At 58.9% G+C, this 26718-nt stretch carries 25 protein-coding genes; 16 read left to right on the forward strand and 9 right to left on the reverse strand.

The annotated features are described in order from the left end of the window. Positions 1-100: 100 nt before the first annotated feature. The 4 genes from QLG07_RS17480 (at position 101) to QLG07_RS17495 (ending at position 3507) form a co-directional block, all read left to right on the forward strand. Entirely contained in the window at positions 101-1144 is a 1044-nt protein-coding gene (locus tag QLG07_RS17480) for an NADP-dependent oxidoreductase (RefSeq protein ID WP_048916687.1), read from the forward strand. Further along, the gene (locus tag QLG07_RS17485; RefSeq protein WP_048916688.1) at positions 1141-1821 is read left to right on the forward strand and encodes a type 1 glutamine amidotransferase domain-containing protein; all 681 of its coding nucleotides are present in this window, start codon (positions 1141-1143) and stop codon (positions 1819-1821) included. Before QLG07_RS17480 ends, QLG07_RS17485 begins: the two co-directional genes overlap by 4 nt. A 156-nt stretch (positions 1822-1977) precedes the next feature. After that, a complete protein-coding gene (locus tag QLG07_RS17490; protein ID WP_048916689.1) occupies positions 1978-2454 on the forward strand; it encodes a kinase inhibitor in 477 nt (158 codons plus the stop codon). An 858-nt stretch (positions 2455-3312) separates the two neighbouring features. After that, entirely contained in the window at positions 3313-3507 is a 195-nt protein-coding gene (locus QLG07_RS17495) for a hypothetical protein (RefSeq protein WP_282469778.1), read from the forward strand. Positions 3508-3605: 98 nt separating this feature from the next. On the opposite strand, the gene pgl is transcribed toward QLG07_RS17495, so the two are convergent. Then, a complete protein-coding gene (pgl, locus tag QLG07_RS17500) occupies positions 3606-4598 on the reverse strand; it encodes a 6-phosphogluconolactonase (RefSeq protein WP_282469779.1) in 993 nt (330 codons plus the stop codon). A gap of 115 nt (positions 4599-4713) precedes the next feature. Here pgl and QLG07_RS17505 point away from each other — a divergent pair, with 115 nt between their 5' ends. Further along, positions 4714-5532, forward strand: coding sequence for a pyridoxal phosphatase (locus QLG07_RS17505; RefSeq protein ID WP_282469780.1), 819 nt, complete (start codon positions 4714-4716; stop codon positions 5530-5532). Between the two features lie 14 nt (positions 5533-5546). Here QLG07_RS17505 and modC read toward each other — a convergent pair whose 3' ends face one another. The 4 genes from modC to QLG07_RS17525 form a co-directional block, all read right to left on the reverse strand. Then, positions 5547-6605 (reverse strand): molybdenum ABC transporter ATP-binding protein ModC, encoded by a 1059-nt coding sequence (gene modC / locus QLG07_RS17510; protein WP_282469781.1) that lies wholly within the window; start codon positions 6603-6605, stop codon positions 5547-5549. Beyond that, positions 6605-7294 carry a molybdate ABC transporter permease subunit gene (gene modB / locus QLG07_RS17515; protein WP_282469786.1) on the reverse strand — a complete coding sequence of 230 codons (690 nt, stop codon included), beginning with the start codon at positions 7292-7294 and terminating at the stop codon, positions 6605-6607. Before modB ends, modC begins: the two co-directional genes overlap by 1 nt. Beyond that, positions 7294-8067: a molybdate ABC transporter substrate-binding protein gene (gene modA / locus QLG07_RS17520; RefSeq protein WP_282469782.1), complete on the reverse strand. Its 774-nt coding sequence runs from the start codon at positions 8065-8067 to the stop codon at positions 7294-7296. The genes modB and modA overlap by 1 nt, the downstream gene beginning before the upstream one ends. Before the next feature lie 172 nt (positions 8068-8239). Further along, a complete protein-coding gene (locus QLG07_RS17525) occupies positions 8240-8404 on the reverse strand; it encodes an AcrZ family multidrug efflux pump-associated protein (protein ID WP_048916694.1) in 165 nt (54 codons plus the stop codon). A gap of 155 nt (positions 8405-8559) precedes the next feature. Here QLG07_RS17525 and modE point away from each other — a divergent pair, with 155 nt between their 5' ends. The 6 genes from modE to gpmA all read left to right on the forward strand — a co-directional run bounded on the left by modE (position 8560) and on the right by gpmA (position 15535). Beyond that, the gene (modE, locus tag QLG07_RS17530; RefSeq protein ID WP_048916695.1) at positions 8560-9339 is read left to right on the forward strand and encodes a molybdenum-dependent transcriptional regulator; all 780 of its coding nucleotides are present in this window, start codon (positions 8560-8562) and stop codon (positions 9337-9339) included. A gap of 198 nt (positions 9340-9537) precedes the next feature. Continuing rightward, entirely contained in the window at positions 9538-11007 is a 1470-nt protein-coding gene (gene modF, locus QLG07_RS17535) for a molybdate ABC transporter ATP-binding protein ModF (RefSeq protein WP_230049203.1), read from the forward strand. Between the two features lie 386 nt (positions 11008-11393). Beyond that, a complete protein-coding gene (galT, locus tag QLG07_RS17540) occupies positions 11394-12440 on the forward strand; it encodes a galactose-1-phosphate uridylyltransferase (protein ID WP_048916701.1) in 1047 nt (348 codons plus the stop codon). 2 nt (positions 12441-12442) lie between these two features. After that, the gene (galK, locus tag QLG07_RS17545; RefSeq protein ID WP_099754237.1) at positions 12443-13591 is read left to right on the forward strand and encodes a galactokinase; all 1149 of its coding nucleotides are present in this window, start codon (positions 12443-12445) and stop codon (positions 13589-13591) included. Further along, complete coding sequence (galM, locus tag QLG07_RS17550) at positions 13585-14625, forward strand: galactose-1-epimerase (RefSeq protein WP_282469783.1); 1041 nt, start codon at positions 13585-13587, stop codon at positions 14623-14625. Before galK ends, galM begins: the two co-directional genes overlap by 7 nt. Positions 14626-14782: 157 nt before the next feature. Next, complete coding sequence (gene gpmA, locus QLG07_RS17555; protein WP_048916699.1) at positions 14783-15535, forward strand: 2,3-diphosphoglycerate-dependent phosphoglycerate mutase; 753 nt, start codon at positions 14783-14785, stop codon at positions 15533-15535. 63 nt (positions 15536-15598) lie between these two features. On the opposite strand, the gene aroG is transcribed toward gpmA, so the two are convergent. Continuing rightward, on the reverse strand, positions 15599-16651 hold the full coding sequence (gene aroG, locus QLG07_RS17560; protein ID WP_062818342.1) for a 3-deoxy-7-phosphoheptulonate synthase AroG: 1053 nt from the start codon (positions 16649-16651) through the stop codon (positions 15599-15601). 268 nt (positions 16652-16919) lie between these two features. Here aroG and QLG07_RS17565 point away from each other — a divergent pair, with 268 nt between their 5' ends. From QLG07_RS17565 to zitB, 4 genes are all read left to right on the forward strand, one after another. Further along, entirely contained in the window at positions 16920-17243 is a 324-nt protein-coding gene (locus QLG07_RS17565; protein ID WP_062818343.1) for a protein YbgS, read from the forward strand. 308 nt (positions 17244-17551) lie between these two features. Further along, on the forward strand, positions 17552-18139 hold the full coding sequence (locus QLG07_RS17570) for a response regulator transcription factor (protein ID WP_133624154.1): 588 nt from the start codon (positions 17552-17554) through the stop codon (positions 18137-18139). Next, positions 18121-21249, forward strand: a complete 3129-nt coding sequence (locus tag QLG07_RS17575) for an ATP-binding protein (RefSeq protein ID WP_282469784.1) — start codon at positions 18121-18123, stop codon at positions 21247-21249. Before QLG07_RS17570 ends, QLG07_RS17575 begins: the two co-directional genes overlap by 19 nt. After that, positions 21230-22162: a CDF family zinc transporter ZitB gene (gene zitB, locus QLG07_RS17580; RefSeq protein WP_048916705.1), complete on the forward strand. Its 933-nt coding sequence runs from the start codon at positions 21230-21232 to the stop codon at positions 22160-22162. The genes QLG07_RS17575 and zitB overlap by 20 nt, the downstream gene beginning before the upstream one ends. A 40-nt stretch (positions 22163-22202) precedes the next feature. Here the strand turns inward: zitB and pnuC are convergent, their stop codons facing one another. From pnuC to QLG07_RS17595, 3 genes are all read right to left on the reverse strand, one after another. Further along, positions 22203-22904: a nicotinamide riboside transporter PnuC gene (pnuC, locus tag QLG07_RS17585; protein WP_048916706.1), complete on the reverse strand. Its 702-nt coding sequence runs from the start codon at positions 22902-22904 to the stop codon at positions 22203-22205. A gap of 26 nt (positions 22905-22930) precedes the next feature. After that, on the reverse strand, positions 22931-23992 hold the full coding sequence (gene nadA, locus QLG07_RS17590) for a quinolinate synthase NadA (RefSeq protein WP_133624156.1): 1062 nt from the start codon (positions 23990-23992) through the stop codon (positions 22931-22933). 156 nt (positions 23993-24148) lie between these two features. Next, positions 24149-24655 (reverse strand): methylated-DNA--[protein]-cysteine S-methyltransferase, encoded by a 507-nt coding sequence (locus QLG07_RS17595; protein WP_048916708.1) that lies wholly within the window; start codon positions 24653-24655, stop codon positions 24149-24151. A gap of 169 nt (positions 24656-24824) precedes the next feature. Between QLG07_RS17595 and QLG07_RS17600 the strand changes: the two genes are divergently transcribed. Then, positions 24825-26282, forward strand: coding sequence for an AlkA N-terminal domain-containing protein (locus QLG07_RS17600; RefSeq protein ID WP_282469785.1), 1458 nt, complete (start codon positions 24825-24827; stop codon positions 26280-26282). Positions 26283-26718: the final 436 nt, after the last annotated feature.

Consider the following 26718-nt stretch of genomic DNA (forward strand, 5'->3'; position numbering starts at 1 on the left):
CAGGATCGGCTCACCCTCCCGGCAGGCAAAAGCGTGATGCGCTACGCTTTTAGAACGTTTTTAAGCGGCACTACTGCCGCATTAAGAAATCGGAGGAACTATGCCACAAGATAAACAGACCAACCGCCGCCTGCTGCTGGCCTCACGCCCGCACGGTGCGCCGACCGAGGCGAACTTCCGCCTGGAATCTCAGCACGTGCCGCAGCCCGCTCAGGGACAGGTGCTGCTGCGCACCGTCTGGCTCTCCCTCGACCCTTACATGCGCGGGCGCATGAGCGACGCCCCTTCCTACGTTCCGCCGGTCGCGCTGAATGAGGTGATGTGCGGCGGCACGGTAGCGATTGTTGAGCGTTCAGAAAATCCTGATTTCAGCGCGGGCGACTGGGTGGTGAGCGGCAACGGCTGGCAGGATTTCGCGCTGTCTGACGGGCGAGACCTGCTTAAGCTCAGCGGCCCGGTGCTGGAACACCCTTCCTGGGCGCTGGGCATGTTGGGCATGCCGGGCTTCACCGCCTATATGGGCCTGCTGGATATCGGTAACCCGCAGCCGGGCGAGACGGTGGTGGTCGCGGCCGCCACGGGGGCTGTCGGTTCGCTGGTCGGGCAGATCGCCAAAATCAAGGGCTGCCACGTGGTCGGGATTGCGGGCGGTGCGGAGAAATGCCGCTACGCCGAAGAGAAGCTGGGCTTCGACCGCTGCCTGGATCACCGCGATGCCAATCTGGAACAGCAGCTGAAGCGCCACTGCCCGGATGGTATCGATGTCTACTTTGAAAGCGTCGGTGGGCGGGTATTCGATGCGATATTACCTCTGATGAATACCAAAGGGCGCATCCCGGTCTGCGGGCTGATAGCTGACTACAACAGCACCGGCGTTCCTGCCGGCCCTGACCGTCTGCCGCTGCTGCAAAGTGCGATCCTGCGCAAACGCCTGCGCGTGCAGGGCTTTATCATTAACCAGGACTACGGCCACCGCTTTGACGAGTTTTTCCGCCAGATGAGCCAGTGGGTGGCGGAAGATCGCCTGGTGTTCCGCGAACATATTGTCGACGGTCTGGATAAGGCACCAGAAACCTTTATCGGCATGCTGCAGGGGGAAAACTTCGGCAAGGTGGTCATTCGCGTTGCGGGGGATCGGCCGTGAGGATCCTGATGGTATTAACCTCCCACGATAAGCTGGGCGATAGCGGTAAAAAGACCGGCTTCTGGCTGGAGGAGTTCGCCGCGCCGTACTATGTCTTTTTTGACGCCCATATCAATGTGGTGCTGGCTTCTCCCGCCGGGGGGCAGCCGCCGCTCGATCCGGTCAGCGACGCCCCGGATGCACAAACTCCCGATACCGAACGCTTCCGCCAGGACCCCATTGCTCAGCAGGCGCTGGCCAATACGCAGCAGCTGAAAAATATCGATCCCGGCCATTACGATGCGGTGTTCTACCCCGGAGGCCACGGCCCGCTGTGGGACTTAGCGGAAGATGAAGCCAGTATTGCTTTAATCGAAACGCTGTTCGCCAACGGTAAACCGGTTGCCGCCGTCTGCCACGCGCCGGGCGTGCTGCGCCACGCCAGGAAACCGGACGGTACGCCGCTGGTGGCGGGCAAACGGGTGACCGGCTTTACCAACAGCGAGGAGCATGCCGTTGGGCTGACGAATGTGGTACCTTTTTTGGTTGAGGACGAGCTGAAAAAGCTTGGCGGCCAGTTTGAACACACGGATAACTGGGGTGTTTATGTGCTGACCGACGGCCACCTGGTCACCGGACAAAACCCGGCCTCCTCCGCTGCTGCGGCCGAAGAGCTGCTGAAGTTGTTACATCAATAATTGCTAACCAAAATAGTTGAGGTTGCATCAAGGCGACAAGAGAATGACAAATCGCTGTTTACAGCGGCCCCATCAGGGGTGAGGGCCAGGGATGGCCCGAATAACAAGCGCAGTTAACGCAGATGCAGCCTCAAATATGAAAGTTAAGGAGATGGAATGAAGCTTTTGAGTCACGATTTTAACGACGGCGATAAGCTGCCGGAGCGCCAGGTATTGAATGCGATGGGTTATCAGGGTGATAACCTGTCGCCGCACCTGAAGTGGGATGACGTGCCTGCCGGCACCAAAAGTTTTGTTATCACCTGTTATGACCCCGATGCCCCCACCGGCTCCGGCTGGTGGCACTGGGTGGTGGCGAACCTGCCAGCCGGGGTGCGCGAGCTTCCGCAGGGCGCCGGTTCCGGCAAAGCGGAGCTGCCAGCCGGCGCGGTGCAGACGCGCACCGATTTCGGCAGCGCAGGTTACGGCGGCGCGGCACCGCCGAAAGGCGAATCGCACCGTTATATCTTTACCGTGCATGCCATTGATGTAGAGACGCTGGAGGTGGATGAGAACGCCAGTGGCGCTATGGTCGGTTTCAACGTGCATTTCCATTCGCTGGGCAGCGCTTCCATTACGGCGATCTATTCGTAGTTAAGCTGGATGGACGGGTTGGCTTAAGACCTGTAGGGGCGGACCGCTGTTTGGGTCCGCCCTTTTGCGTTGCGCCGCTGCCTGATGAGAGAATTAACGCAGGCTCCAGGCATGCGTGGATCTGTCATGAATATTCGAGAATTAACGTAGGGTCCAGGCATGCCTGGATCCGTCATGAATGTTCGAGAATTAACGTAGGGTCCAGGCATGCCTGGACCGGCCGGGTCATGACCCGCCCCTACAGCGATACCCGTACTACCGGTAATAAGCCAGTGAGTGAATCACCACCCACATCGGGCCCTGACCAACCGCGCTGCCCACATTCGGAAGTGCGATCATGAAAATAACTACCGTGAAACCCAAGCCCATCACGGCCCACCATCATACCTTCGTTGCTGCGCAAACTTTGCAAAAAGCGTAACCGTGTCAATTAACTTTTCGCCCAAGATGAAATTCATTTTGCTGATTTGCATAGCTTCTCGAGCTGTCTTCCAGATTCTACACAGGACTAAAATAAGTGCTGGCAATCAATACAGTGAAGCGTAAATTACCTCCATCGACTGCGGTCGGTCAGGATTGGCGTCCTGAATACAAGAAAACTAAGAGACGCGTTCTATGCGTCTTTTATGTCATAATCCAGGCTTACCAAATCATGGTGGGCTGGATGGGGGCTTCTGCAGAAGCGCCGATTTTCTCTTGTGTCGGTACGCCAACTCTGTTCAGCCTGCCACCATGAAATTGGCGTTTTATGGGGCAGTGTTTTACAACACAAGAGGATACCCCCATGAATAAACTCATTTCGTTTATTTCAATTCTGATCGCTTCAATACACCACTCTTATTTCTTGGGAGGTGTGAAATGAACCACGGTTACGCAGATATATCTACCCTCGATAATAACGAACTGTGCGATCAGTGCCGCGCGCTGGTGTTTGCCATTACTAAGTTAACCTGTCCAATAACACGCGATACCCTGCTATGGGTACTGGCAGATCGGCTGGATATGCTGGGGTTACGGTTTGAGCAGCAGGAGGCGCTGCTGGATCTGTCATGAATGTTCGAGAATTAACGTAGGGTCCAGGCATGCCTGGACCGGGCGGGGGCTGGCCCCCCCCTACAGCGATTCCCGTGCATGCCTGACCGCTACGGGCATTAAGCCAGTGAGTGAATCACCACCCACATCGGGCCCTGGCCGACCGCGTAGCGCGCCAGCGGCTGCAGCAGGCCACGATCGGAAGTGATTTTGTACACCTCAATATGATGCGACTTCTGCCCTGCCGCCACCAGATACTGGCCGCTGCGATCGATATTAAAACCGCGTGGCTGGGTTTCGGTTGGCTGATAGCCTTCAATCGTTAACGCCGCGCCGTCGGCGCTGATGCTGAACACGGTAATCAGGCTGGCGGTACGGTCACAGCTGTACAGATGGCGACCATCCGGGGTGATATGAATATCTGCCGCCCAGCGCGTGCCGCTAAAGCCTTCCGGCATCATATCCAGGCTCTGCACCTTCTGCACTTCGCTGGCGCTGATGTCCCAGACGTCGACGCTGCTGTCCAGTTCGTTGACGCAGTAGGCGTAACGCTGGTTCGGGTGGAACACCATATGGCGCGGACCGGCACCTTTGGTGGTGCTGACTTCCGCCTGCGGGCGTGGCGTCAGCTTGCCGTCTTCACCCAGCGTAAACAGGCAGATGCGGTCCTGCTTCAGCGCCGGAACAAACAGCGTGTTGTTACCGAGATCGATATTGGCAGAGTGGCAGCCTTCCAGCCCGTTCACCACCTCCAGCGGCGCACCCGGCAGGCCATCGGCAGCAATCGGGCTGACGCTAACGCAGGCATCGTTATAGGAGCCCACGAAAATAAAGCGCCCGTTACGGTCGGTAGAAATATGCGTCGGGCTGCCAGGCAGCGGCGCATGGCCGGCTTCTTTCAGCTTACCTTCGGCATCAATCTTATAGGCCACCACGCGAAAATCCGGGCGCACGCCAACATACAGAAACGCTTTGTCCGGGCTGACCACCATTGGCTGAACCTGGCCCGGTGCATCAACCACCTGCAGCAGCGTCAGTGCGCCGTCATCATGCAACTGCCAGGCGTGGATCTGATGGCTTTCCGGGCTGGCGGTATAAACAACTTGTTTCATGAATGCTCCTTGTTCTGAACGGGAAATCAGGTGAATGGATTATTGCACCGCCAGTTTTAAAGCTGGCGTCACAAGGTGTACACTTACTGGCTTACTTCGAGTCACGGAATCGCACATGAGCTATCGCATCATCGCCCTCGATCTGGACGGCACGCTGTTAACCCCGACGAAAACCATTCTGCCAGAATCGCTTGCCGCGCTGAAAAAAGCGCAGCAGGCGGGAATAAAAATCCTGATCGTGACCGGTCGCCATCACGTTGCCATCCACCCTTTTTATCAGGCACTGGCGCTCGATACACCTGCAATCTGCTGTAATGGCACTTATTTGTATGATTATCAGACTAAAACGGTGCTCGAGAGCGATCCGCTGCCGCAGGAGCAGGCGCTGCGCGTCGTGGAGATGCTGGACGACGCGGGCATCCACGGCCTGCTGTATGTCGATAATGCCATGCTGTATCAGGCTGAAACCGGCCACGTGACGCGCACCATTAACTGGGGACTGTCGCTGCCGGAACACCAGCGCCCGACATTCTTACAGGTTGACAGCCTGGCCGACGCGGCACGCCGTGCTGAATCGATCTGGAAATTTGCCCTGTCCCATGCAGACACCGACGCGCTGCAGCAGTTCGCGCAGAAAGTTGAAGCTGAAATGGGGCTGGCCTGCGAGTGGTCCTGGCATGACCAGGTGGATATTGCCAAAGCGGGCAACAGCAAAGGCAAGCGCCTGGCGCAGTGGGTAGCCGCGAACGGCTACCAGATGAGCGAGGTGATTGCGTTCGGCGATAACTATAACGATCTCAGCATGCTGGAAACCGTTGGCTTAGGCGTGGCGATGGGCAATGCGGACGATGCTATTAAAGCGCGGGCGAAACGCGTCATTGGCACCAACCTTGAAAGCGGAATTGCCGATACCCTTTACCGCGAAGTGCTGTAATCAGAGCGTGTCGATCAGGTGGTGATCGACACGCTTTTGATTTGCGCATATAGCCACATATTGGGCTTAATCATCAGTTCATCGCGCGCCCAGGGCGTGATGCGCGCCCACAGCTCGCTCTGCCCCACCAGCAGCTTAACTTCGATCTGATTGTCGATCTCCAGCAGTTCTGCCACCTTCGCCGGGATCACGTTGCGAATGCTGCTGTTGACCGGGGGTTTTAATATCAGCGAAACATCCGCCGACTGAATGCGAATGCGCAGCGGGGTGCCCTGCGACGCATCCACCCGGTTTACCCAGATATGCTGATCGCCCAGCGACAGTGCGGTCATCTGGTAGTGAGGATGCTGCTCCAGCACCATCACGCGCAGGATACTGCTCTGGTCACTTCTTGGCAGCCACGGGCGCATCGCGCTGCTGGCCCAGACGCGCTCCAGCGGGCCAAAGGCTTTCACCTCACCTTTATCCAGCACCATCACGTTATCCGCCAGATGCAGCAGTTCGTCGAGGCTGTGGCTGACGTAAAGGATCGGCGTTTCCACCTGACGCGCCAGCGTCTGCAGCCAGGCTAGCAGCTCGCGCTTGCGCGGCAGATCCAGCGAGGCCAGTGGCTCATCCATCAGCAGGATTTCCGGCGCGCTCAGCAGCGCACGGCCGATCGCCACGCGCTGTTTTTCGCCGCCGGACAGCGACCACGGATAGCGATCCAGCAGCGCTTCAATACCCAGCAGCCGCACCAGCGAATCGAACTGCGCGCGCATCGACCTGGCCATGCCATATTCCAGATTGCCGCGCACCCGGTAGTGCGGGAACAGACGCGCATCCTGGAACACATAGCCGATACGCCGTTTTTCCGGCGGCAGCCAGACGCCATTTTCCGCATCGCTCAGCAGGCGCCCGTTGAGGGCGATGGTGCCGCGTTGCGGTTTGGTCAGGCCACCAATGGCGTTAATTAACGAGGTTTTTCCGGCGCCGGAGACGCCAAAAATGGCGGTCACGCCATGAGCGGGCACGCTGGCGTTAACCGTCAGGGTGTGGTCGCCCTGCTGCTGGCTGAAATCGAGTTCTAACATCAGAGACCTAAACGCTTACGACCCCAGCGGGTCAGCCATTCGGAAAGCAGCAATGAAACCAGCGCCAGCAGGATAGCAATGACGCACAGACGCGCCGCCGCCCCTTCCGCACCGGGCGTTTCAATCAGCGTATACATGGCGGACGGCAGCGTGCGCGTCTCGCCGGGAATGTTAGAGACAAAAGTAATGGTGGCACCAAACTCGCCGAGCGAGCGGGCGAAGGCTAACACGGTGCCGACGATAATCCCCGGTAGGGTCAGCGGCAGCGTGATGGTAAAGAACACCCGCCAGCGCCCGGCGCCCAGCGTGCGCGCCGCCTGCTCCAGCCGGCTATCAACCGCTTCCAGCGCCAGACGGATGGCGCGCACCATCAGTGGAAAAGCGATCACCGCCGAAGCCAGCGCCGCCCCGCGCCAGCTGAAGGCGAAGCTGAAGCCAAACCAGTCATAAAGATATTCACCAAAAAATCCGCGGCGCCCGAATCCGAGCAGCAGCAGATAGCCCACCACCACCGGGGGCAGCACCAGCGGCAGGTGGATGACGCTGTCGAGCAGGGTTTTGCCGGGAAACTGGCGACGAACCAGGATCCAGGCCATCAGGATGCCAAACGGCAGGCTACAGGCGACCGCGACCACGGACACTTTCAGACTGAGGGCGACGGCCTGCCACTCGGGATCACTGAGGAAGATCATGACTTAGGTGCGAATCCATATTGTTTGAACACGGCTGCGGCCTGCGGCCCTTTCAGATAGTTGTAGAACGCGGTGACGCTGGCGCTGTTATGGTCTTTCACGATGGCTATCGGGTACTCCACCGGTTTGTGGCTGGCCTGCGGGAAGGTGCCGACGACCGCCACTTTTTTGCTGGCGATAGCGTCTGAACCATACACGATACCGTAAGGGGTTTCATCACGTTCGACCAGCGCCAGGGCGGCACGCACGCTATTACCCGGGGCCAGCATCGGCGAGACCTGCTGCCAGGCGCCCAGTTTCTCCAGGGCCTCTTTGGCGTAGATCCCGGCCGGAACGTGATCCGGATCGCCAACGGCCAGACGCTGCCCTTTCAGCAGGCTCTTCCAGTCGGTTTTTTCACTGATGGTAACGGCCTGCGCTTTCGTTGAAGCCGGCGCCACCAGCACCAGATCGTTGCCCAGCAGGGTAAAGCGGCTGGCGTCATCAATGGTTTTCTTCCCGGAGGCGTAATCCATCCACTGCTGATCGGCGGAGATAAACAGATCGGCCGGAGCGCCCTGCTCAATCTGGCGCGCCAGCGTTGACGAGGAAGCAAAAGAAGAGACAATTTTGACCTCTTTGCCTTTCTCATACTGGCTGGCGATATCCTGCAGTGCATTAGTCAGGGAAGCGGCGGCAAACACGGTGATGTTCTCGGCCGCCATTGCGTGGCCGCTAACGCTCAGACTGACGGCCGCCGCAGCCAGCCACGGGTTCCAGTTTACAGACATGATGTTTCTCCGGTTTCAGGGGGTTACGTTATATACTTTATGATATAGCGATGAATTACCCTCTGCCACAGTAAATATCGGCATTGGCGGGAAGAAGTTTAATCGGGGGGAATTGGCAGGGGACAAAAGCAAACGCCCGGAGGTCCGGGCGTTTAGAATGGCGCAATCAGTGTTACTGAGCGATGCGGTCTTTCTTCGCGGGTTGCTCGTTACGGTGACCGATTTTCGAGATCACGTTGAAGACTTCACCCAGTCCCCAGATCAGGCCGAGAATAATTGCCATCACGATTGGCACCATAATAATTGCTACGGCCAGGCCTTTCAGTAATTCCAGCATGGAAGCCTCATCTTGCTGAAGAAAAAAGTTATTGTAACGGGAGTCTCTAAGAATGCACTGACCTTTTGTGCTTTCGTGCGCTTTTTATGGCCAGTACTTCTATTCCGGCAGTAGCTGCTACAATCGCCGGCCAAAACTTATCACCCGGAGGATCTATGCAGGCTGAAATTGCCCTGATACTGAAACGACAGCAGCGGCTGTTCGCCGACCCGCGCCGTATTGAACTGCTGCGCCAGGTGAAAGAGAGCGGATCGATCAGTCAGGGCGCGAAGCTGGCGGGCATCAGCTATAAAAGCGCCTGGGATGCCATCAATGAGATGAACCAGCTGGCAGAGCGCACGCTGGTCGAGCGCGCCACCGGCGGGAAAGGCGGCGGCGGCGCGCAGGTTACCGCCTGGGGAGAGCGCCTGCTGGACCTGTACGCCCTGCTTGAACAGATCCAGCAGAGAGCATTTGATGTGTTGCAGGATGATGCCGCGCCCGGCAGTCTGTTAGCCGCGATTGCGCGCTTTTCCCTGCAGACCAGCGCGCGCAACCAGTTCTTTGGCACCATCATCAGCCGCGACATCCAGCCGGTGCAGCAGCACGTTAGCGTGCAGCTGGCCGATGGCGTCACCCAGGTGCAGGTCGCGCTGACCGCTCAGAGCGCCGATCGCCTGGGGCTTACAAGCGGCAAAGAGGTACTGGTGCTGATTAAGGCGCCGTGGGTTGAAGTGTCCAGCCAGCGCGTCGAGGCGGACAATCAGCTGTCCGGCACTGTGCGCGAGATTGAACAGGGTGAGACGCACAGCGAAATCCTGATCGCCCTGAGCGGCGGTGAAACCCTGTGCGCCACCGTGGACAATCAGCATATTGCCCAGCAAAAACTGCAGCCGGGCGCGGCGGTGACAGCATATTTTAATGCCGATCGCGCCATCATCGCGACGCTGCTCTGAATCCCGGGTGCGGGTTTGACAATCAGCAGCAGGAAGCCCCTAATCATCTCACGATGCAGCGACTCTCAATAACTCGAGCCGCAGGAAGGCGGCAAGCCTGAGAAGCCCCAGCAGCTGAGATAACTGGGTGACTGGGGTGAGCAGGCGCAGCCAACGCATCTGTGGCTTGAAGTATGACGTGCAATAATGGAATGAATAATGTCAATGATGCAAATTACGCAGGGCATCTTTCGCCTGAGCGATACCCGAACGCTGAACCTGAATGATTTAACCCTTAACGCGGGTGAAAGCTGGGCGTTTGTCGGCGCTAACGGCAGCGGTAAATCGTCGCTGGCCCGCGCGCTCTCCGGCGAATTAGCGCCGTCCAGGGGCAGCGTCAGCCGCCATTATCAGCGCCCGGTGCGCTTGTCGCTGGAGCAGCTGCAAAAGCTGGTTTCCGATGAATGGCAGCGCAATAACACCGACCTGCTCAGCCCCGGTGAAGATGATACCGGCCGCACCGCCGCTGAGATTATCCAGGACGAGGTCAAAGACCCCGCTCGCTGCCAGCAGCTGGCGACGCGGTTTGGCATTGCGCACCTGCTGACGCGCCGCTTTAAATATCTCTCAACCGGCGAGACGCGCAAAACGCTGCTGTGCCAGGCGCTGATGGCGCAGCCGGACCTGCTGATCCTCGATGAGCCGTTTGACGGCCTTGACGTCGGTTCGCGCGCCAACCTGGCCAGCGTGCTGGGTGAACTGCAGCAGCCCGGATTTACTCTGGTGCTGGTGCTGAACCGCTTTGATGACATCCCCGATTTTATCGCGCACGTCGGCGTGCTGGCGGAGTGTACGCTAACCCACGTCGGCGCGCGTGATGCTATCCTGGCGCAAGCCCTGGTGGCACAGCTGGCGCACAGCGAGCAGCTGGCCGGCATGACGCTGCCGGAAGCTGACGATGCCGCCGCCATCCCAGCGCTGCCCGCCGGGGCACCGCTGATTGTGCTGCGCGACGGCGTGGTCTCCTATAACGATCGCCCGATCCTCAACCAGCTGAGCTGGCAGGTGGATCGCGGCCAGCACTGGCAGATTGTCGGCCCGAACGGCGCGGGGAAGTCGACCCTGCTGAGCCTGGTCACCGGCGATCATCCGCAGGGTTACAGCAACGATTTAACCCTGTTTGGCCGCCGTCGCGGCAGCGGTGAAACCATCTGGGATATCAAGCAGCATATCGGCTACGTCAGCAGCAGTCTGCACCTTGATTACCGCGTCAGCAGCAGCGTGCGCAACGTGGTGATCTCTGGCTATTTTGACTCAATAGGCATTTATCAGGCGGTGTCGGACCGTCAGCAGGCGCTGGCCCGCGAGTGGCTGGCGCTGCTGGGAATGCACGGCGCGCTGGCCGACTCCCCGTTCCACGATCTGTCGTGGGGCCAGCAGCGGCTGGTGCTGATTGCGCGCGCGCTGGTGAAACATCCGGCGCTGCTGATCCTCGATGAGCCACTGCAGGGGCTGGACCCCATCAACCGCCTGCTGGTCCGCCGCTTTGTCGATGTGCTGATTGGCGAAGGCCGCACCCAGCTGCTGTTTGTCTCCCACCATGCCGAAGATGCGCCGCAGTGTATTACCCATCGTCTGAGCTTTGTGGCCGACGGCGACGGCTATCGTTATACGCAAGAGGCATTGTAGGTTTAACGGGGCGAGCGGAAAAATGGTCGTCATTACCTTCGTCGATATTCATCCGCACGGGGCGACCGGAAAAAATGGTCGTCATTACCTTCATCGATAATCATCCACACGGGGCGACCGGAAAAAATGGTCGCCCCCTACAGGGTTCCGTGTAGGGGCTGACCTTCTGTTTCGGTTAGCCCATAATCATAATGTAACCGCTACCATTATTCTTCCCACCTTGCCTGGTTATCAGTCAGCCCCGTACTATTTTTATTGATACTTCGGATTTTTCAGCTTGTGTAAACGATTCCATTTATACAGACTTGATCACGCTTTCCGCAGCGACTCTGTGCTATTTTCCTTCACAGCAAAAAATGCATAAAAAAGGTTACCAGGAACTCAACATGCAGAAATTTAATCCGGTCGATCACCCGCATCGCCGTTATAACCCACTGTCCGATCAGTGGATTCTGGTTTCACCCCACCGGGCCAAACGCCCCTGGCAGGGTGCGCAGGAAACCCCGTCGCAGGATAAACTGCCGGCGCACGATCCTGACTGCTTCCTTTGCCCCGGCAATACGCGCGTCACCGGGGATAAAAACCCCGACTACAGCAGCACCTACGTGTTTACGAATGACTTTGCTGCGCTGATGACCGATACCCCGGACGCGCCGCAAAGCGAAGATATGCTGATGCGCTGCGAGAGCGCGCGCGGCACCAGCCGGGTGATCTGCTTCTCCCCCGACCACAGTAAAACCCTGCCCGAGCTGACGGTTGCGGGGCTGATTGAGGTGGTGAAAACCTGGCAGGAACAGAGCGCCGACCTCGGTCAGCACTATCCCTGGGTGCAGGTATTTGAGAACAAAGGCGCGGCGATGGGCTGCTCCAACCCGCATCCGCACGGCCAGGTGTGGGCTAACAGCTTCCTGCCTAACGAAGCGAAGCGTGAAGACGATCTGCAGCGCGCTTATTTCAGCAAAAACGGTGCGCCGATGCTGGTGGACTACGCCGCACGCGAGCTAAAAGACGGCAGCCGCACGGTGGTCGAAACCGAACACTGGCTGGCCGTGGTGCCGTGGTGGGCAGCGTGGCCGTTTGAAACGCTGCTGCTGCCAAAGGCGCATATTAAACGCATCACCGATTTGAGTGAGGCGCAGCGCGACGATCTGGCGCTGGCGTTGAAAAAACTTACCAGCCGCTATGACAATCTGTTCCAGTGCTCCTTCCCTTATTCGATGGGCTGGCACGGCGCGCCGTTTAACGATGACGCCAATGACCACTGGCAGCTGCACGCGCACTTCTATCCCCCGCTGCTGCGCTCGGCAACGGTGCGTAAATTTATGGTCGGCTATGAAATGCTGGCTGAAACCCAACGTGATTTAACGGCGGAGCAGGCGGCAGAACGTCTGCGCGCCGTCAGCGATATTCATTTCCGTGAGACGGGAGCATAACCATGAGTTTACAGACCTCTACCCAGCAGATTTTCAGCAGCGCGTTTGGCTATGCCCCGGGCCACATTATTCAGGCACCGGGCCGCGTCAACCTGATCGGCGAACACACCGACTACAACGACGGTTTCGTGCTGCCGTGCGCCATTGATTACCAGACGGTGATCGCCTGCGCGAAACGCAGCGATCGTCAGGTGCGGGTTATCGCCGCCGATTACGAAAATCAGCAGGATATCTTCTCGCTGGACGAGGCGATCGAAAGCCACCCCGACCAGATGTGGTCAAACTACGTGCGCGGCGTGGTGAAGCACCTGCTGACACGCTGCCCGGATTTTGCCGGTGTGGATATGGTGATTAGCGGCAACGTCCCGCAGGGCGCGGGCTTAAGCTCGTCAGCCTCGCTGGAAGTGGCGGTCGGCACGGTGTTTAAACAGCTTTATCAGCTGCCGCTGGACGGCGCGGCTATCGCGGTCAACGGCCAGGAAGCGGAGAACCAGTTCGTCGGCTGTAACTGCGGAATTATGGATCAGCTAATCTCCGCACTGGGCAAGCAGGATCACGCTATGCTGCTCGACTGCCGCACTCTGGGCACGCGCCCGGTGCCGATGCCGTCCGATATTGCCGTGGTGATTATCAACACTAACTTCCGCCGCAGCCTGGTGGGCAGCGAGTACAACACCCGCCGCCAGCAGTGTGAAGCCGGAGCGCAGTTCTTTGGTAAAAGCTCGCTGCGCGACGTATCGCTGAGCGAATTTGAGGCGCGCGAGCACGAGCTTGACCCGCTGGTGGCGAAACGCGTGCGCCACGTGCTGACCGAAAATGCCCGCACGCTGGAAGCCGCCGACGTGCTGGCGAAAGGTGACCTGGCGCGTATGGCGGTACTGATGGCGGAATCCCACGCATCGATGCGTGACGACTTCGAGATTACCGTGCCGCCGGTCGACCAGCTGGTGGACATTGTTAAAGAGACCCTCGGCGAACGCGGTGGCGTTCGTATGACCGGCGGTGGTTTTGGCGGCTGCATCGTGGCGCTGATGCCGCTGGATTTGGTCGATGAGGTGAAAGCCGCCGTCGAAGCGCAGTATGAAGCGCAATCCGGCATTAAAGAGACCTTCTACGTCTGCAAAGCGTCTGAAGGAGCAGGTGAATGCTAAACCTCAACCGCAACTCGCACGCCCCCGACGGCGCGGCGTGGCGCATCACCACCCTGCGCAACCGCAACGGGATGGTGGCAACATTTATGGACTGGGGCGCGACCTGGCTCTCCGCCCGCGTACCGATGGGTGACGGCAGCGTGCGCGAAGCGCTGCTTGGCTGCGCCACCCCGTCTGACTATCTGCAGCAGTCGGCCTATCTCGGCGCCACGGTGGGCCGTTACGCTAACCGCATCGCCGATGCGCAGATCGCGCGCGACGGCGTAATCTTTCCGCTAGCCGCCAATCAGGGCGAGCATCAGCTGCACGGTGGCCCGGATGGCTTCCACAATCGCCGCTGGCAGATTGTCAGTCAAAGCGACAGCGAGGTGGAGTATCGCCTGGATTCGCCGGATGGCGATCAGGGTTTTCCAGGCAATTTGCTGGTCTCCCTGCGCTATCAGCTGAGCGACGACAACACCCTGTCGATTCGCTATCACGCCACGGTGGATAAAGCCTGCCCGGTCAATCTGACCAACCACGCCTACTTCAATCTGGATGCGCAGCACGGCGATGCCCGCCAGCACCAGCTGTTGCTCAATGGCGATCGCTATCTGCCGGTGGACAGCGCAGGCATTCCCAATGCGCCGCTGAAGGACGTGGCGGGGACCAGCTTTGATTTCCGCCAGCCGAAGAGCGTGCAGCAGGATTTCCTGCAGGACGATGACCAGCGGGCGGTAAAAGGCTACGACCACGCCTTCCTGTTAAATACCCAGGATGGCGAAAGCCCGGCTGCTCAGCTGTGGTCTGCCGATGGCAAACTGCGCCTCAATGTGTTTACCACCGCCCCGGCGCTGCAGTTCTACAGCGGGAATTATCTGGAAGGCACCCCGTCACGCGAACAGGGCGTCTATACTGCTTTCCAGGGAATTGCGCTGGAGAGCGAGTTTCTCCCCGACTCGCCGCATCACCCTGAGTATCCGCAGCCCGACTGCTGGCTGCAGCCAGGTGAATCGTATCAGTCAGTGACGCGTTACCAACTGACGGCGGTTTGATAAAGCGCATGAAAATCGCGCATCGCGACAGTTACGGGCTTACGCGCTGCGCAGAATTCAGCTATGGTAATGCACATTAAAATTGCCGTGCGGTTCTTACCGGCAGTTTACCGGTCACCATTATCATAGAAACGTAAAGTTATTAAGGAGTTAAGCTATGGCTGTAACTAAGCTGGTTCTGGTACGTCACGGCGAAAGCCAGTGGAACAACGAAAACCGTTTCACCGGTTGGTACGACGTTGACCTGTCAGACAAAGGCCGCACCGAGGCGAAAGCCGCTGGTCAGCTGTTGAAGAAAGAGGGTTTCACCTTCGATTTCGCTTACACCTCCGTGCTGAAACGTGCCATCCACACCCTGTGGAACATTCTGGATGAAGTTGACCAGGTGTGGCTGCCGGTAGAGAAATCCTGGCGCCTGAACGAGCGTCACTACGGTGCGCTGCAGGGTCTGGATAAAGCAGAAACCGCGCAGAAATACGGTGACGATCAGGTTAAGCAGTGGCGTCGTGGCTTTGCCGTGACCCCACCAGAGCTGGACCGCGCCGATGAGCGTTTCCCTGGCCACGACCCGCGCTACGCGTCACTGACCGCTGAGCAGCTGCCAACCACCGAAAGCCTGGCGCTGACCATCGATCGCGTTCTGCCATACTGGAACGAATCTATCCTGCCACGTATGAAAAGCGGCGAGAAAGTGATCATCGCGGCCCACGGTAACTCCCTGCGTGCGCTGGTGAAATACCTGGACAACATGAGCGAAGAAGAGATCCTCGAGCTGAACATCCCAACCGGCGTGCCGCTGGTGTATGAGTTCGACGAAAACTTCAAACCAATCAAACACTACTACCTGGGCGATGCCGACGAGATTGCTGCGAAAGCCGCAGCCGTCGCGAACCAGGGTAAAGCAAAATAATTGCTGCTGATTTGATTGAAAAAAAACCCGCCAGATGGCGGGTTTTTTATTGCCTGCAAGCCGTTACGCGCGGCGGGCTTTCACCGCGCTGGCCAGCTGGCGCAGCACGGTTTCAGTGTCCTGCCAGCCGATGCAGCCGTCGGTGACGCTTTTGCCGTACACCAGCGGTTCACCGCTCTCCAGGTTCTGATTGCCCTCGACCAGATGGCTCTCAATCATTACGCCGATAATTGCCTGCTCGCCGCCCGCAATCTGCTGCGCCACGTCAGTGGCAACATCCAGCTGCTTCTTAAACTGCTTGCTGCTGTTCGCATGGCTGAAGTCGATCATCACCTGGGCAGGCAGGCCGGCTTTTTCCAGACCGGCTTTCACCGCGCTGACGTGGTGAGCGCTGTAGTTTGGCTCTTTGCCGCCGCGCAGGATGATATGGCAGTCTTCGTTACCGCTGGTTTCCACAATCGCCGAGTGGCCATATTTGGTCACGGAGAGGAAACAGTGTGGCGCACTGGCCGCGCCGATGGCGTCGATAGCCACTTTGATGGTGCCGTCGGTGCCGTTTTTGAAACCTACCGGGCAGGAGAGGCCGGATGACAGCTCGCGGTGGACCTGCGATTCCGTGGTACGCGCGCCGATGGCGCCCCAGCTCATCAGATCGCCGACGTACTGTGGCGTGATCATATCGAGGAACTCACCCGCCGCCGGCAGGCCGCTGTCGTTGATCTCCACCAGCAGCTGGCGCGCAATACGCAGGCCGTCATTAATCTGGAAGCTGCCGTCCATATGGGGATCGTTGATCAGCCCTTTCCAACCCACGGTCGTACGGGGTTTTTCAAAATAGACGCGCATCACCACTTCCAGCGAGTCTTTCAGCTCGTCACGCAGCGCCAGCAGGCGGCCAGCGTACTCTTTAGCTGCCTTAGTATCATGGATAGAGCAGGGGCCGATCACCACCAGCAGGCGATCGTCCTGGGAAGTCAGAATGTTATGGATTGCCTGGCGGGCCGAGGATACTGTTGCAGCAGCCTTGTCCGTGGCGGGGAATTTTTCAAATAACGCAACCGGAGGTAAAAGTTCTTTTATCTCTTTGATTCTTAAATCATCGTTTTGATAATTCATAATATTTCCAGGTAATTTCATTGCCATACTGCACACCAGGCGCATCTCTTCCAATTTATCGTGACTCCCGGTGACTGTAAATCGCCTTTCGCGGATTCGTTGCTGACGTGATTTGCTTTTTCTGGGAGCCCTACTACACTTTTAATCATTACCTCTTGAAATAAATCTATTTGCACAACTTATGATTGGCGAACGCCGCAATCACACTATTTTGTTTCAAACACCGTTAGATCTTGATGATGTCGTATTCAAAAATTAAAGGAGCATAATAATGAATAAGTTCTCTATGGTACTACTGACAGCCGCAATGACTCTGGGCAGCACCGCTGCAATGGCCGACGGTTCAGCAAATGCAGCGGCCGATGCCGGCGCAGTGGCTGGCAGCGCAAAAGAAAATATTGCGCCTAACAAAGTTGATAACGACAAAATCAACACTGGCCATGAAACTCAGCATAAAACCATGAAGCACCATAAGAAAATGAGTGCTGATGAGATCAACAAAAACACGCAGTGCAAAGATGGTAAATGTCCGGACATTAATAAAAAAGTCGGCGCTGATGCGAATACCAAAACTGACGGTACTTCGCAGTAACGTTTGCTGAATTCTGGCTGGCCGATTCTGGTGGATTAAAAAAGAATCTGGCTGGCTAACCGGAAAAGCTGGCTGACCGGAAATCTGGCTGACCGGAAAAGAGGGTCAGCCACTACATGACCGAGACAGAATGTTAGCAGGTAGATCGAGGCAGAATTTCAGCCGGTAGATCGAGGCAGAACGTTAGCCGTACGTCGAGGCAGAGTGTCAGCCGTGCATGACCCAGGAGAGCTTCGGCTCTCCTTTTCTCGTTTTTTTCCCGCCCACCTTCGGCTATCCTGAACCCCCTGCCTGATTTGGAACTGTTCATGACCACCCTATTGCTGATTGACGATCATCCGCTGGTCCAGGTGGCGCTGGAAGCGGCCCTGGTACACGCGCCCTTCCCGCTTAAGCTGCTGGCGGCGGATAATCAGCGCGATGCCCTGGCGCTGCTCGGCGATCGCGCTATTGGGCTGGTGATCCTCGATATTGGCTTACCGGACAGCGACGGCTTACAGCTGCTTAAGCTGATTAAGCGCCATTACCCGCCGCTGCCGGTGGTGATCTACTCAGCACAGGAGGAGCAAGTCTATCCGCGTCTGGCGGAAGCTGCCGGGGCATCTGGCTATGTTGCCAAGCGTCAGCCGCTCAGCCAGCTGCTCTCCGCCATCCTTGCCGTGCTCGGCGGCCAGCGCGTCTTCCCTGCCCAGCATGGCGATACGCTTAACGCGGTGCTGACGGCTAAAGAGCAGCAGATCCTCGCGCTGCTGGCGCGCGGCCTGTCTAATCTGCAGATCGCCGGGCAGCTGCATATCAGCAATAAAACCGTTAGCACCCATAAAAAGAACATTATGGAAAAAACCGGAGCGGGCTCGGTCGTCGAACTGGCTCAGCTGTGGCAGTCACAGCAGTGAGAACGCTACTGCTGATGCTGTTGCTGTTCACCAGCAGCGCGCTGGCGACGCTGCGCCCGGTGAGCAGCATCGCCCTGCCGCAGGAGATGATGCCGATGCCGGTCGAATGGGGAAAAACCCTGCGCGTCGGCGTATTACAGGACAACAGCTCGCCGTGGAATATTGTCGTTGGCAGCGACCTGTACGGTATCAATGCCGACTATCTGGTGGCGCTGCAGCAGACCAGCGGTCTGCACGTCAGCGTGCAGGGGTTCAGCACGCAGCAGGCGATGATGGCGGCACTGCAGAGCGGAAAGCTGGATGTGCTGTTTGGCGTTCCGCAGCAGACGCTGCCTGCGGGCCTCAGCGCGACGCAACCGTGGTTCTCCAGCCCGCTGCGTATTTACCGTAATCGCAATAACCTGCGGCCGGTGATGTTCAACTCTGGCGATGCCCGCCTCAGCGTCAGCCGCGACACCCTGGCGCGCGTTAACCCCGAGTTTGCGCGCAAGCATCACTGGCAGGTGCTGCCCAGTGATTTACAGGCCCTCTCCACCCTGCTCAATCAGCACAGCGACTATGTGGTGGCGGATGAGACCAGCGCCGGATTCCTGCTGAGCCAGCTGCAGCAGGGCGAAGTTTATCAGCTTGCCTCCTCTCTTGACCCGGGGGTGCTGCAGCTGGAGGCGGTCACAGCGGATGCCGCACTGGCGCAGCAGCTTGATAACGCTATTCGTCAGCTGCCGATGGAGGTGGTGAACGGCATTCAGGGGCGCTGGAGCAGTGCGCTGCCGCGCTATCAGGACAGCAATACCGCCCACCTGACGCCGATGGAGCGCAGCTGGATAGCGCAGCATCCGGTGGTGATTTATGCCGCCGTTAGCGACGACTATCCGTGGAGCTACCGCAATGCCAGCGGGCAGCCCGCCGGTTACAGTGTTGACCTGCTGAACAGCATCGGCCAGATTACCGGTTTGCGCTTTCAGCCATACTGGGTCAGCAATGCACAGCAGGCGGGCGCGCTGGTGCAGCAGGGGCGGGCGCTGATCCAACTCAATCTGCCGCTGACCGGTGATGATGCCATGCTGAATAATACCCAGCCGGTGTGGCGTGCGCTGTGGGGAGTCTATGTTCAGGCGGCGGCGCAGAACGTCACCGGCTGGCCGGATCTGCGCGGTAAACGCATCGGCGTGCTGCGCGGGGATATCGCCGGGCGCCTGTTGCCCGCAGGCAGCACAACCCAGATATTTGAGGATGCCAGCAGCCTGTACGATGCGCTGGCCAGCGGTCAGATCGACGCGCTGGTCGACAATGTGCTCTCAGCGCGCTGGCGCATCCAGGGGCGTTTTGCCAATACTCTGCAGCTGGCGTTTGCCGCCAGCGACACCGCATGGCCGGTGACCATCGGCATCGCCCCCGATCGGCCGCTGCTGCGCGCACTGCTGAATAACAGCCTGCAGCAGATCCCAGCGGAAAGCTGGCAGCGGCTGCGCGAAACCTGGAGCAGCACGCCGGACAGCTTTAGCGATAGCAACAGCGGCGAGATGCGGCCGATCTCCCTCTTCGTACTGGTCGCCGCGCTGTTTGCCATCGTCTTCCTGCTGATCCTGCTGCTGAGACGCTATCTGGAGCAGCGGCGTGAGCGGCAGCAGCGCCTGCTGCTGGAGCAGGAGCGCGAAGTGGCCCAGCGGGAAAACCGCATGAAAAGTCAGTTCCTCGCCACCGTCAGCCACGAGCTGCGCACGCCGATGCAGGCGGTGCTGGGCCTGCTGGAGCTGGAGCTGATGCAGCAGCCTGAGAGCCATAACCTGGCGTTGATCCACAGCAGCGCCGCCAGCCTGATGACGCTGCTGGGCGATCTGCAGGATCACGCCCGGGTTGAGAGCAACAGCTTCAGCTTGGCCCCTCGTCCGCTGGAGCCGGAAAAATGGCTGCAGCGGCTGGCGGTGTTTTACCACCCGCTGATGCGCGAACAGGGACCGCGGCTGAGCGTCAGCGCCCTGAATCCCCTGCCCGCCTGGGTGCTGATTGACGGCGAACGCCTGCAGCAGATTGCCAACAACCTGATTGCCAATGCGATCAAATTTACCCGCGAGGGTGAGATCCGGCTGACGCTGGAAGCGCTGAGCACGCCGCCACAGCTGCGTTTTCAGGTCAGCGATAGCGGCAGTGGCATCCCGCTGGATGAGCAGCAGCGTCTGTTTGAACCCTGGTATCAGACCCCTTCCGGTCGCCAGCTCTCGGTGCAGGGCAGCGGGCTGGGCTTGTCGATCTGCCGCGAAATTGTCAGCCGCATGGGCGGCACTATCACGCTGCAATCCACCCCCGGCCAGGGAACCTGCGTCAGCGTGCTGCTACCGTGGCAGCTTATCCCCTCGCCACTGCCTGCCGCAGATGCCGAACCGCAGCAGTGCAATACCGAGGCGGTCAGCCATCTGCGCGTGGCGATTGTCGACGACCATCCGACCAATCTGCTGGTGATGCAGCAACAGCTGGCGCACTGCGGTATCCAGGCGGAAACCTTCGCTGATGGCCGGGCGCTGCTGAAAGACAGTCGCCAGTGGGACCTGCTGTTTGTTGACTACAGCATGCCGCACCCGGACGGCGTGCAGCTGGCGAAAATAGTGCGCCGTGGCGAACGCCATCAGCCGCATCATACCCGGGTGGTGCTGTGCTCTGCCGATGCGCAGATCCTCAACCGGCCACAGGCGCGACAGGTTGCTGACCGCCTGCTGGTGAAGCCAGTTTCGTTAGCGGATCTTGCCGCTCTGCTGCAGGCGGAGGCGCCCGCGCCGTTTGCCGACCTGCCGCAGCGTTTAAATCAGCTGGCGCATCACGATGAGCACTATTTTCAACGCCTGTGCCAGACGCTGGCCGAGACGCTGAAGCGCGACTGCGCCGCGCTCAGGCAGGCAATAGCGGCAGAAGAGTGGCAGCAGATTGAGAAAGCGGCGCACAGAATGAAAGGCAGCTGGCTGCTGCTGAACTACAGTGAAGGGGAAACCCTGTGCCAGCAAATCATTGAGGCTGCCCGCCTGCACCAGAACCCTAAGCCTGCAATGAATTTATTGATATCATTAAGCGAAAGCCTGTTAACTCAATTGGGATCCTATGGCTCACACCCACACTGAAAAGAACGGTAACCGTTCACGTCTGCTGGCAGCCTTTGTTGTCACGGCCCTGTTTATGCTGGCCGAGGTGGCGGGCGGTCTGCTCTCCGGCTCGCTGGCGCTGCTGGCCGATGCCGGGCATATGCTGACCGACGCCGCCGCGCTGCTGGTGGCCCTGCTGGCCACGCATTTTGCGCAGCGCAAGCCCAGCCAGCGCCACTCCTTTGGCCTGCTGCGCCTGACCACGCTGGCAGCTTTTGTCAATGCTATCGCGCTGCTGGTGATTACCGTGCTGATTGTCTGGGAGGCGCTGAGACGTTTCTGGCAGCCGGAGCCGGTGGCGGGTGGCATGATGCTGATTGTGGCTATCGGCGGGCTGCTGGCAAACCTGCTGGCGTTCTGGCTGCTGCATCACGGCAGCGGCGAGAAGAACCTTAACGTGCGCGCGGCGGCGCTGCACGTGCTCGGTGACCTGCTCGGCTCGGTCGGGGCGATTGCCGCCGCGCTGATTATTATGTTTACCGGCTGGACGCCGATCGACCCGATTCTGTCGATTGTGGTTTCCCTGCTGGTGCTGCGCAGCGGCTGGATGCTGATCAAGGAGAGCGGTCACGAACTGCTGGAGGGGGCGCCGCAGGATATTGATGTGGCTAAGCTACAGCGTGCGCTGGCGCGCAGCATCCCGGAAGTGCGTAACGTGCATCATGTGCATTTGTGGCAGGTGGGCGAGAAGCCGGTGATCACGCTGCATGTACAGGTGATCCCGCCTTACGATCATGACGCGCTGCTGCAGCGCATTCACGAGTATCTGCACCAGCATTATCAGATTGAGCACGCCACGGTGCAGATGGAGTATCAGCGTTGCGATGGCGATGATTGTGATGTGGGGTGGATTCAGGGCGGCGGCGAGCACCAGCATCACCACCACCATTAACCGTACGGGTCGACCCTTTTTTCGGTCGACCCGTGGCCAATTATCCTCTCTGGCGGGCGCTTTTCATCCACAGCCACGAGCCATTCAGCGCGATCAGCGTCAGCAGCACATACTCCAGCGCCATGGCGTACACTCCCTGACGGGCGAATATCATCACGCTGATCAGGTTGATCACCACCCACAGCAGCCAGTTTTCAACGTACTTGCGCGTCATCAGGATCATCGCCGCAATCGACAGCACCATCATGCACGAATCCCAGAACGGGAAAGCATCCGGCTGCAGCTGCGGCATCACCACGTTGAAGCCCATACCCTGCATAATGTTTACAGCGGCACGCGTCAGCAGCGCAAATACCGGATCGATATACAGCGTCATCAGCGCAATGGCGATAACAATCACCGCTGTCCAGGCCAGCAGCTGCGCACGCGGCAGCCAGCGAATTTTCAGCGCCTGCTGATTATCACTGGTCTGGCGGCTCCAGGCATACCAGCCGTAGATATTGGCGACGAAAAAGAACAGCTGCAGCAGCAGGCTGGCGTACAGCTGGATCTGGAAGAAGATGACCGCGAACAGCGTCACGTTGATCAGGCCGAAAGCGTAGTTGACGATCTTCTCCAGGCTCGCCAGCCAGATGCACAGCAGCCCGGCAAGGGTACCGATGGCTTCAATCCAGGACAGATCGTAGCCACCGGCCCCAAGAGGGATATGAACCAGAATATTCGACGTGCTGAAAAAATCCATATTGCCATCCTGTCCAGAGCGTAACGTCAGGCGTTACCCTTCACGTTGAGTTTAAGATTTGCAGCAAAGGTTAGCATACGATTCAACGGGATCAACGCACCTTCTCGCAGTGCATCGTCAACAAAGATCTCATGATCGCTGCCGCCCTGCTCCAGACCGTCAGCAATGGCTTGCAGCCCGTTCATTGCCATCCACGGACAGTGCGCGCAGCTGCGGCAGGTGGCGCCCTCGCCGGCCGTTGGTGCCTCGAGCAGCTCTTTGTCCGGGCAGGCCTGCTGCATTTTATAGAAGATGCCGCGATCGGTGGCGACGATCATCTGCTTGTGCGGCAGGGTTTGCGCTGCCTGAATCAGCTGGCTGGTCGAACCGACCGCATCGGCAAGATTAACGATAGCCTGCGGCGACTCAGGATGCACCAGCACGGCGGCATCGGGATACAGCGCTTTCATCCGCTGCAGCGCCTGAGTTTTGAATTCGTCATGGACGATGCAGGCGGCCTGCCAGCAGATCACGTCCGCGCCGCTTTTGCGCGTCACATATTGACCAAGATGGCGGTCCGGGGCCCAGATGATTTTCTCGCCCAGGCTATCAAGATGCTCGATCAGCTCAACGGCAATGCTGGAGGTGACGACCCAGTCGGCGCGCGCCTTGACCGCTGCGGAGGTATTGGCGTACACCACAACGGTACGGTCGGGGTGGGCGTCGCAGAATTTGCTGAACTCTTCAATCGGGCAGCCGAGGTCGAGCGAGCACTCCGCCTGCAGCGTCGGCATTAAAATGGTTTTTTCCGGGCTGAGGATTTTGGCGGTTTCGCCCATAAAGCGCACCCCGGCAACCAGCAGCGTGGAAGCCGGATGCTGGCTGCCAAAGCGCGCCATCTCCAGCGAATCAGAGACGCAGCCGCCGGTCTCTTCGGCCAGCGCCTGGATTTCCGGGTCGGTATAGTAATGCGCCACCATCACCGCATCCCGCTCTTTCAGCAGGCGCTTAATTTTTTCGCGGTAAAACTGTTTCTCATCAACGGATAAACGGGCCGGTTTGGGCGGGAAAGGATATACGGCGGATTCGGGATCGAACATCAGGCTCATAAGGCGACTCTCGTTTCTTCAACTTAACCGAATTAGCGTAGATGGCCGGTCCGGCGCCAACTCTACGGTTGGTTTGTTTTATATGCTAAACACGATAGCTGAAAAATGAACCGATGTCGCCGACTATTTACTTTTCACCGCAGGATGTGACGCCGATCATAATAGCGCTTCCTGCGACCACAGCTGGCCACCTTCCAGACGCAGCAGGAACGCTTTGGTCTCCAGCCCGCCGGCGAACCCGGTTAGCTTGCCGTTGGCGCCGATAACCCGATGGCATGGGGCAATAATCGAGAGGGGGTTACGACCATTGGCGGCCCCGACGGCCCTGACGGCGGCCGGGCTGCCCACCTGGCGCGCAATTTCACCATAGCTGCGCGTTTCACCAAACGGAATGGTGACCAGCGCCGCCCAGACTTTGCGCTGGAATTCAGTGCCGATAAAGTCGAGCGTTAAATTGAACTGCTGACGCTGCCCGGAGAAATACTCGCGCAGCTGCTTTTCAGCTTCCAGCAGGATCGCGTTTGTCGGGTCTTCGTCCTGCGGCAGGAAGCGCACGCGCTTGGGATCGTCGTTTTCCCACAGGATCGCCGCCAGCCCGCGCTCGGTTGCGACCAGCTTCAGCTCACCGACCGGTGACTGCATCATCTTGTACCAGAATGCCATTTTGCCTCTCCTTAACTGATACCGTCTCTGCCCTGATTATGCGCGTTCTGACATGCAGCACTGGCCGTTTTCGGTCACCGGGTTAAAATCGTTATATGACCGAATATGGCGAGTGCAACGCATCCCGGTGCGCTAACCTGGAGAGATTCCCGTTCCACAGGACAATATCATGATTGACCCAGACTCTGCCTATCGTGCCCTCACTTCCCGCGATGCTCGCTTCGACGGCGTATTTTACGTCGGGGTGACTTCGACGGGTATCTATTGTCGCCCAATTTGTCCGGTGAAACCGCCCTACGCGGAAAACTGCCTGTTCTTCGACAGCGCCGAGGCAGCGGAGAAAGCATCGTTTCGCCCCTGCCTGCGCTGCCGCCCGGAGCTGGCCCCCGGCAACGCCCCGGTGGATAACAGCCAGCGCATCGCAGGGCGGCTGATGCAGCGCATTGACGAGGGGCTGATTGAGCAGGTGGAGAGTCTGGAAGAGATCGCCGCGCAGTTTCACCTTAGCCTGCGCCAGCTGCGGCGTATCGTGCAGAAGGAGCTGGGCGTATCGCCGCAGGAGCTGCGCCAGACGCGCCGCCTGCTGCTGGCTAAGCAGTTGCTGAGTGAAACGCGGCTGCCGGTCACGCAGATCGCCTTTGCCAGCGGATTTGCCAGCCTGCGCCGTTTTAACGCCGCCTTCAGCACTCAGTACCGGATGCCACCCACGCGCCTGCGCAAGGCCAGCGAGTGCGAAGAGAGCGAGCTCAACGGCAGTGATACCTCTACCCTACAGCTGAGCTATCGCCCCCCCTACGACTGGCAGGCCATGCTCGGCTTTCTGCGGCTGCGTGCACTGCTGGGCGTGGAATATGTTGATGAGCAGAGTTATGCGCGTACCGTGCGTCTGGGAGCGCATCAGGGGTGGATCAGAGTCACTCAGGCGGCAGCGAAGAGTGTGCTGCTGGTGGAGTTCACCCATTCGCTGACGCCGGTGCTGCCCGCTCTGCTCCGTCGCCTGCGTAATCTGTTCGATCTCAGCGCCCGTCCGGACCTGATTGCTGAGCATCTGGCGCTCGACCCGCTGTTAACGCCCGCGCTGAATGCCAGCCCTGGCCTGCGCGTGCCCGGGGCTTTTGACGGCTTTGAAATGGCGGTGCGCGCCATCCTTGGTCAGCAGATCACCGTAAAGGCCGCAGCGACGCTCGGGGGACGTTTCGCCACGGCGTTCGGCGATCGCTTGACCACGCCGTTTGCGCAGTTAACCCACCTCTCCCCCCTGCCGGCTCGCGTTGCTCAATGCTCGGTAGATGAGATTGCCAGCCTGGGAATTGTCAGCGCCCGCACCCGCTGCATTCTGGCGCTGGCGGCAAGCTGTGCGGATGGAACGCTGCAGCTGGACGCTGCCAGTCAGCCGGAGCAAACCGTGGCGCAGCTGTTAGCCCTGCCGGGGATTGGCGAATGGACAGCGCAGTATCTGGCAATGCGTGCGCTACGCTGGCCGGATGCATTCCCCGCCGGGGATATCGTGGTACGTAACAATCTGGGGGGTATCAGCGCGAAGCAGGCAGAGGTTCGTTCACAGGCGTGGCGGCCATGGCGCAGTTATGCAGTGATGCATATCTGGAAGAGCGGCAAGTTGGGGTAATGTGAAAGCTGACCCTCTTTTTCGGTCAGTCAACAAACCCGGGACGACCAGAAAGCGGTCGTCCCCTACGAAACACCGGCGCGATATGCGACTTACCGGCTCGTAGTGGCTGACCCTCTTTTTCGGTCAGCCAACAAACCCGGGACGACCAGAAAAGCGGTCGTCCCCTACGAAACACCGGTGCGATATGCGACTTACCGGCTCGTAGTGGCTGACCCTCTTTTTCGGTCAGCCAACAAACCCGGGACGACCAGAAAAGCGGTCGTCCCCTACGAAACACCGGTGCGATATGCGACTTACCGGCTCGTAGTGGCTGACCCTCTTTTTCGGTCAGCCAACAAACCCGGGACGACCAGAAAAGCGGTCGTCCCCTACGAAACACCGGCGCGATATGCGACTTACCGGCTCGTAGTGGCTGACCCTCTTTTTCGGTCAG

Source organism: Erwinia sp. V90_4, assembly GCF_029967685.1.
In the GTDB taxonomy this organism is placed as follows: Bacteria; Pseudomonadota; Gammaproteobacteria; order Enterobacterales; family Enterobacteriaceae; genus Erwinia; species Erwinia aphidicola.

What these genes read in the sequence shown, in the direction of transcription:
- QLG07_RS17480 (WP_048916687.1), top strand. Translation starts at nt 101, where the DNA reads ATGCCACAAGATAAACAGACCAACCGCCGCCTGCTGCTGGCCTCACGC.
- QLG07_RS17490 (WP_048916689.1), top strand. Translation starts at nt 1,978, where the DNA reads ATGAAGCTTTTGAGTCACGATTTTAACGACGGCGATAAGCTGCCGGAG.
- QLG07_RS17495 (WP_282469778.1), top strand. Translation starts at nt 3,313, where the DNA reads ATGAACCACGGTTACGCAGATATATCTACCCTCGATAATAACGAACTG.
- pgl (WP_282469779.1), bottom strand. Translation starts at nt 4,598, where the DNA reads ATGAAACAAGTTGTTTATACCGCCAGCCCGGAAAGCCATCAGATCCAC.
- QLG07_RS17505 (WP_282469780.1), top strand. Translation starts at nt 4,714, where the DNA reads ATGAGCTATCGCATCATCGCCCTCGATCTGGACGGCACGCTGTTAACC.
- modC (WP_282469781.1), bottom strand. Translation starts at nt 6,605, where the DNA reads ATGTTAGAACTCGATTTCAGCCAGCAGCAGGGCGACCACACCCTGACG.
- modA (WP_282469782.1), bottom strand. Translation starts at nt 8,067, where the DNA reads ATGTCTGTAAACTGGAACCCGTGGCTGGCTGCGGCGGCCGTCAGTCTG.
- QLG07_RS17525 (WP_048916694.1), bottom strand. Translation starts at nt 8,404, where the DNA reads ATGCTGGAATTACTGAAAGGCCTGGCCGTAGCAATTATTATGGTGCCA.
- modE (WP_048916695.1), top strand. Translation starts at nt 8,560, where the DNA reads ATGCAGGCTGAAATTGCCCTGATACTGAAACGACAGCAGCGGCTGTTC.
- modF (WP_230049203.1), top strand. Translation starts at nt 9,538, where the DNA reads ATGTCAATGATGCAAATTACGCAGGGCATCTTTCGCCTGAGCGATACC.
- galT (WP_048916701.1), top strand. Translation starts at nt 11,394, where the DNA reads ATGCAGAAATTTAATCCGGTCGATCACCCGCATCGCCGTTATAACCCA.
- galK (WP_099754237.1), top strand. Translation starts at nt 12,443, where the DNA reads ATGAGTTTACAGACCTCTACCCAGCAGATTTTCAGCAGCGCGTTTGGC.
- galM (WP_282469783.1), top strand. Translation starts at nt 13,585, where the DNA reads ATGCTAAACCTCAACCGCAACTCGCACGCCCCCGACGGCGCGGCGTGG.
- gpmA (WP_048916699.1), top strand. Translation starts at nt 14,783, where the DNA reads ATGGCTGTAACTAAGCTGGTTCTGGTACGTCACGGCGAAAGCCAGTGG.
- aroG (WP_062818342.1), bottom strand. Translation starts at nt 16,651, where the DNA reads ATGAATTATCAAAACGATGATTTAAGAATCAAAGAGATAAAAGAACTT.
- QLG07_RS17570 (WP_133624154.1), top strand. Translation starts at nt 17,552, where the DNA reads ATGACCACCCTATTGCTGATTGACGATCATCCGCTGGTCCAGGTGGCG.
- zitB (WP_048916705.1), top strand. Translation starts at nt 21,230, where the DNA reads ATGGCTCACACCCACACTGAAAAGAACGGTAACCGTTCACGTCTGCTG.
- pnuC (WP_048916706.1), bottom strand. Translation starts at nt 22,904, where the DNA reads ATGGATTTTTTCAGCACGTCGAATATTCTGGTTCATATCCCTCTTGGG.
- nadA (WP_133624156.1), bottom strand. Translation starts at nt 23,992, where the DNA reads ATGAGCCTGATGTTCGATCCCGAATCCGCCGTATATCCTTTCCCGCCC.
- QLG07_RS17595 (WP_048916708.1), bottom strand. Translation starts at nt 24,655, where the DNA reads ATGGCATTCTGGTACAAGATGATGCAGTCACCGGTCGGTGAGCTGAAG.
- QLG07_RS17600 (WP_282469785.1), top strand. Translation starts at nt 24,825, where the DNA reads ATGATTGACCCAGACTCTGCCTATCGTGCCCTCACTTCCCGCGATGCT.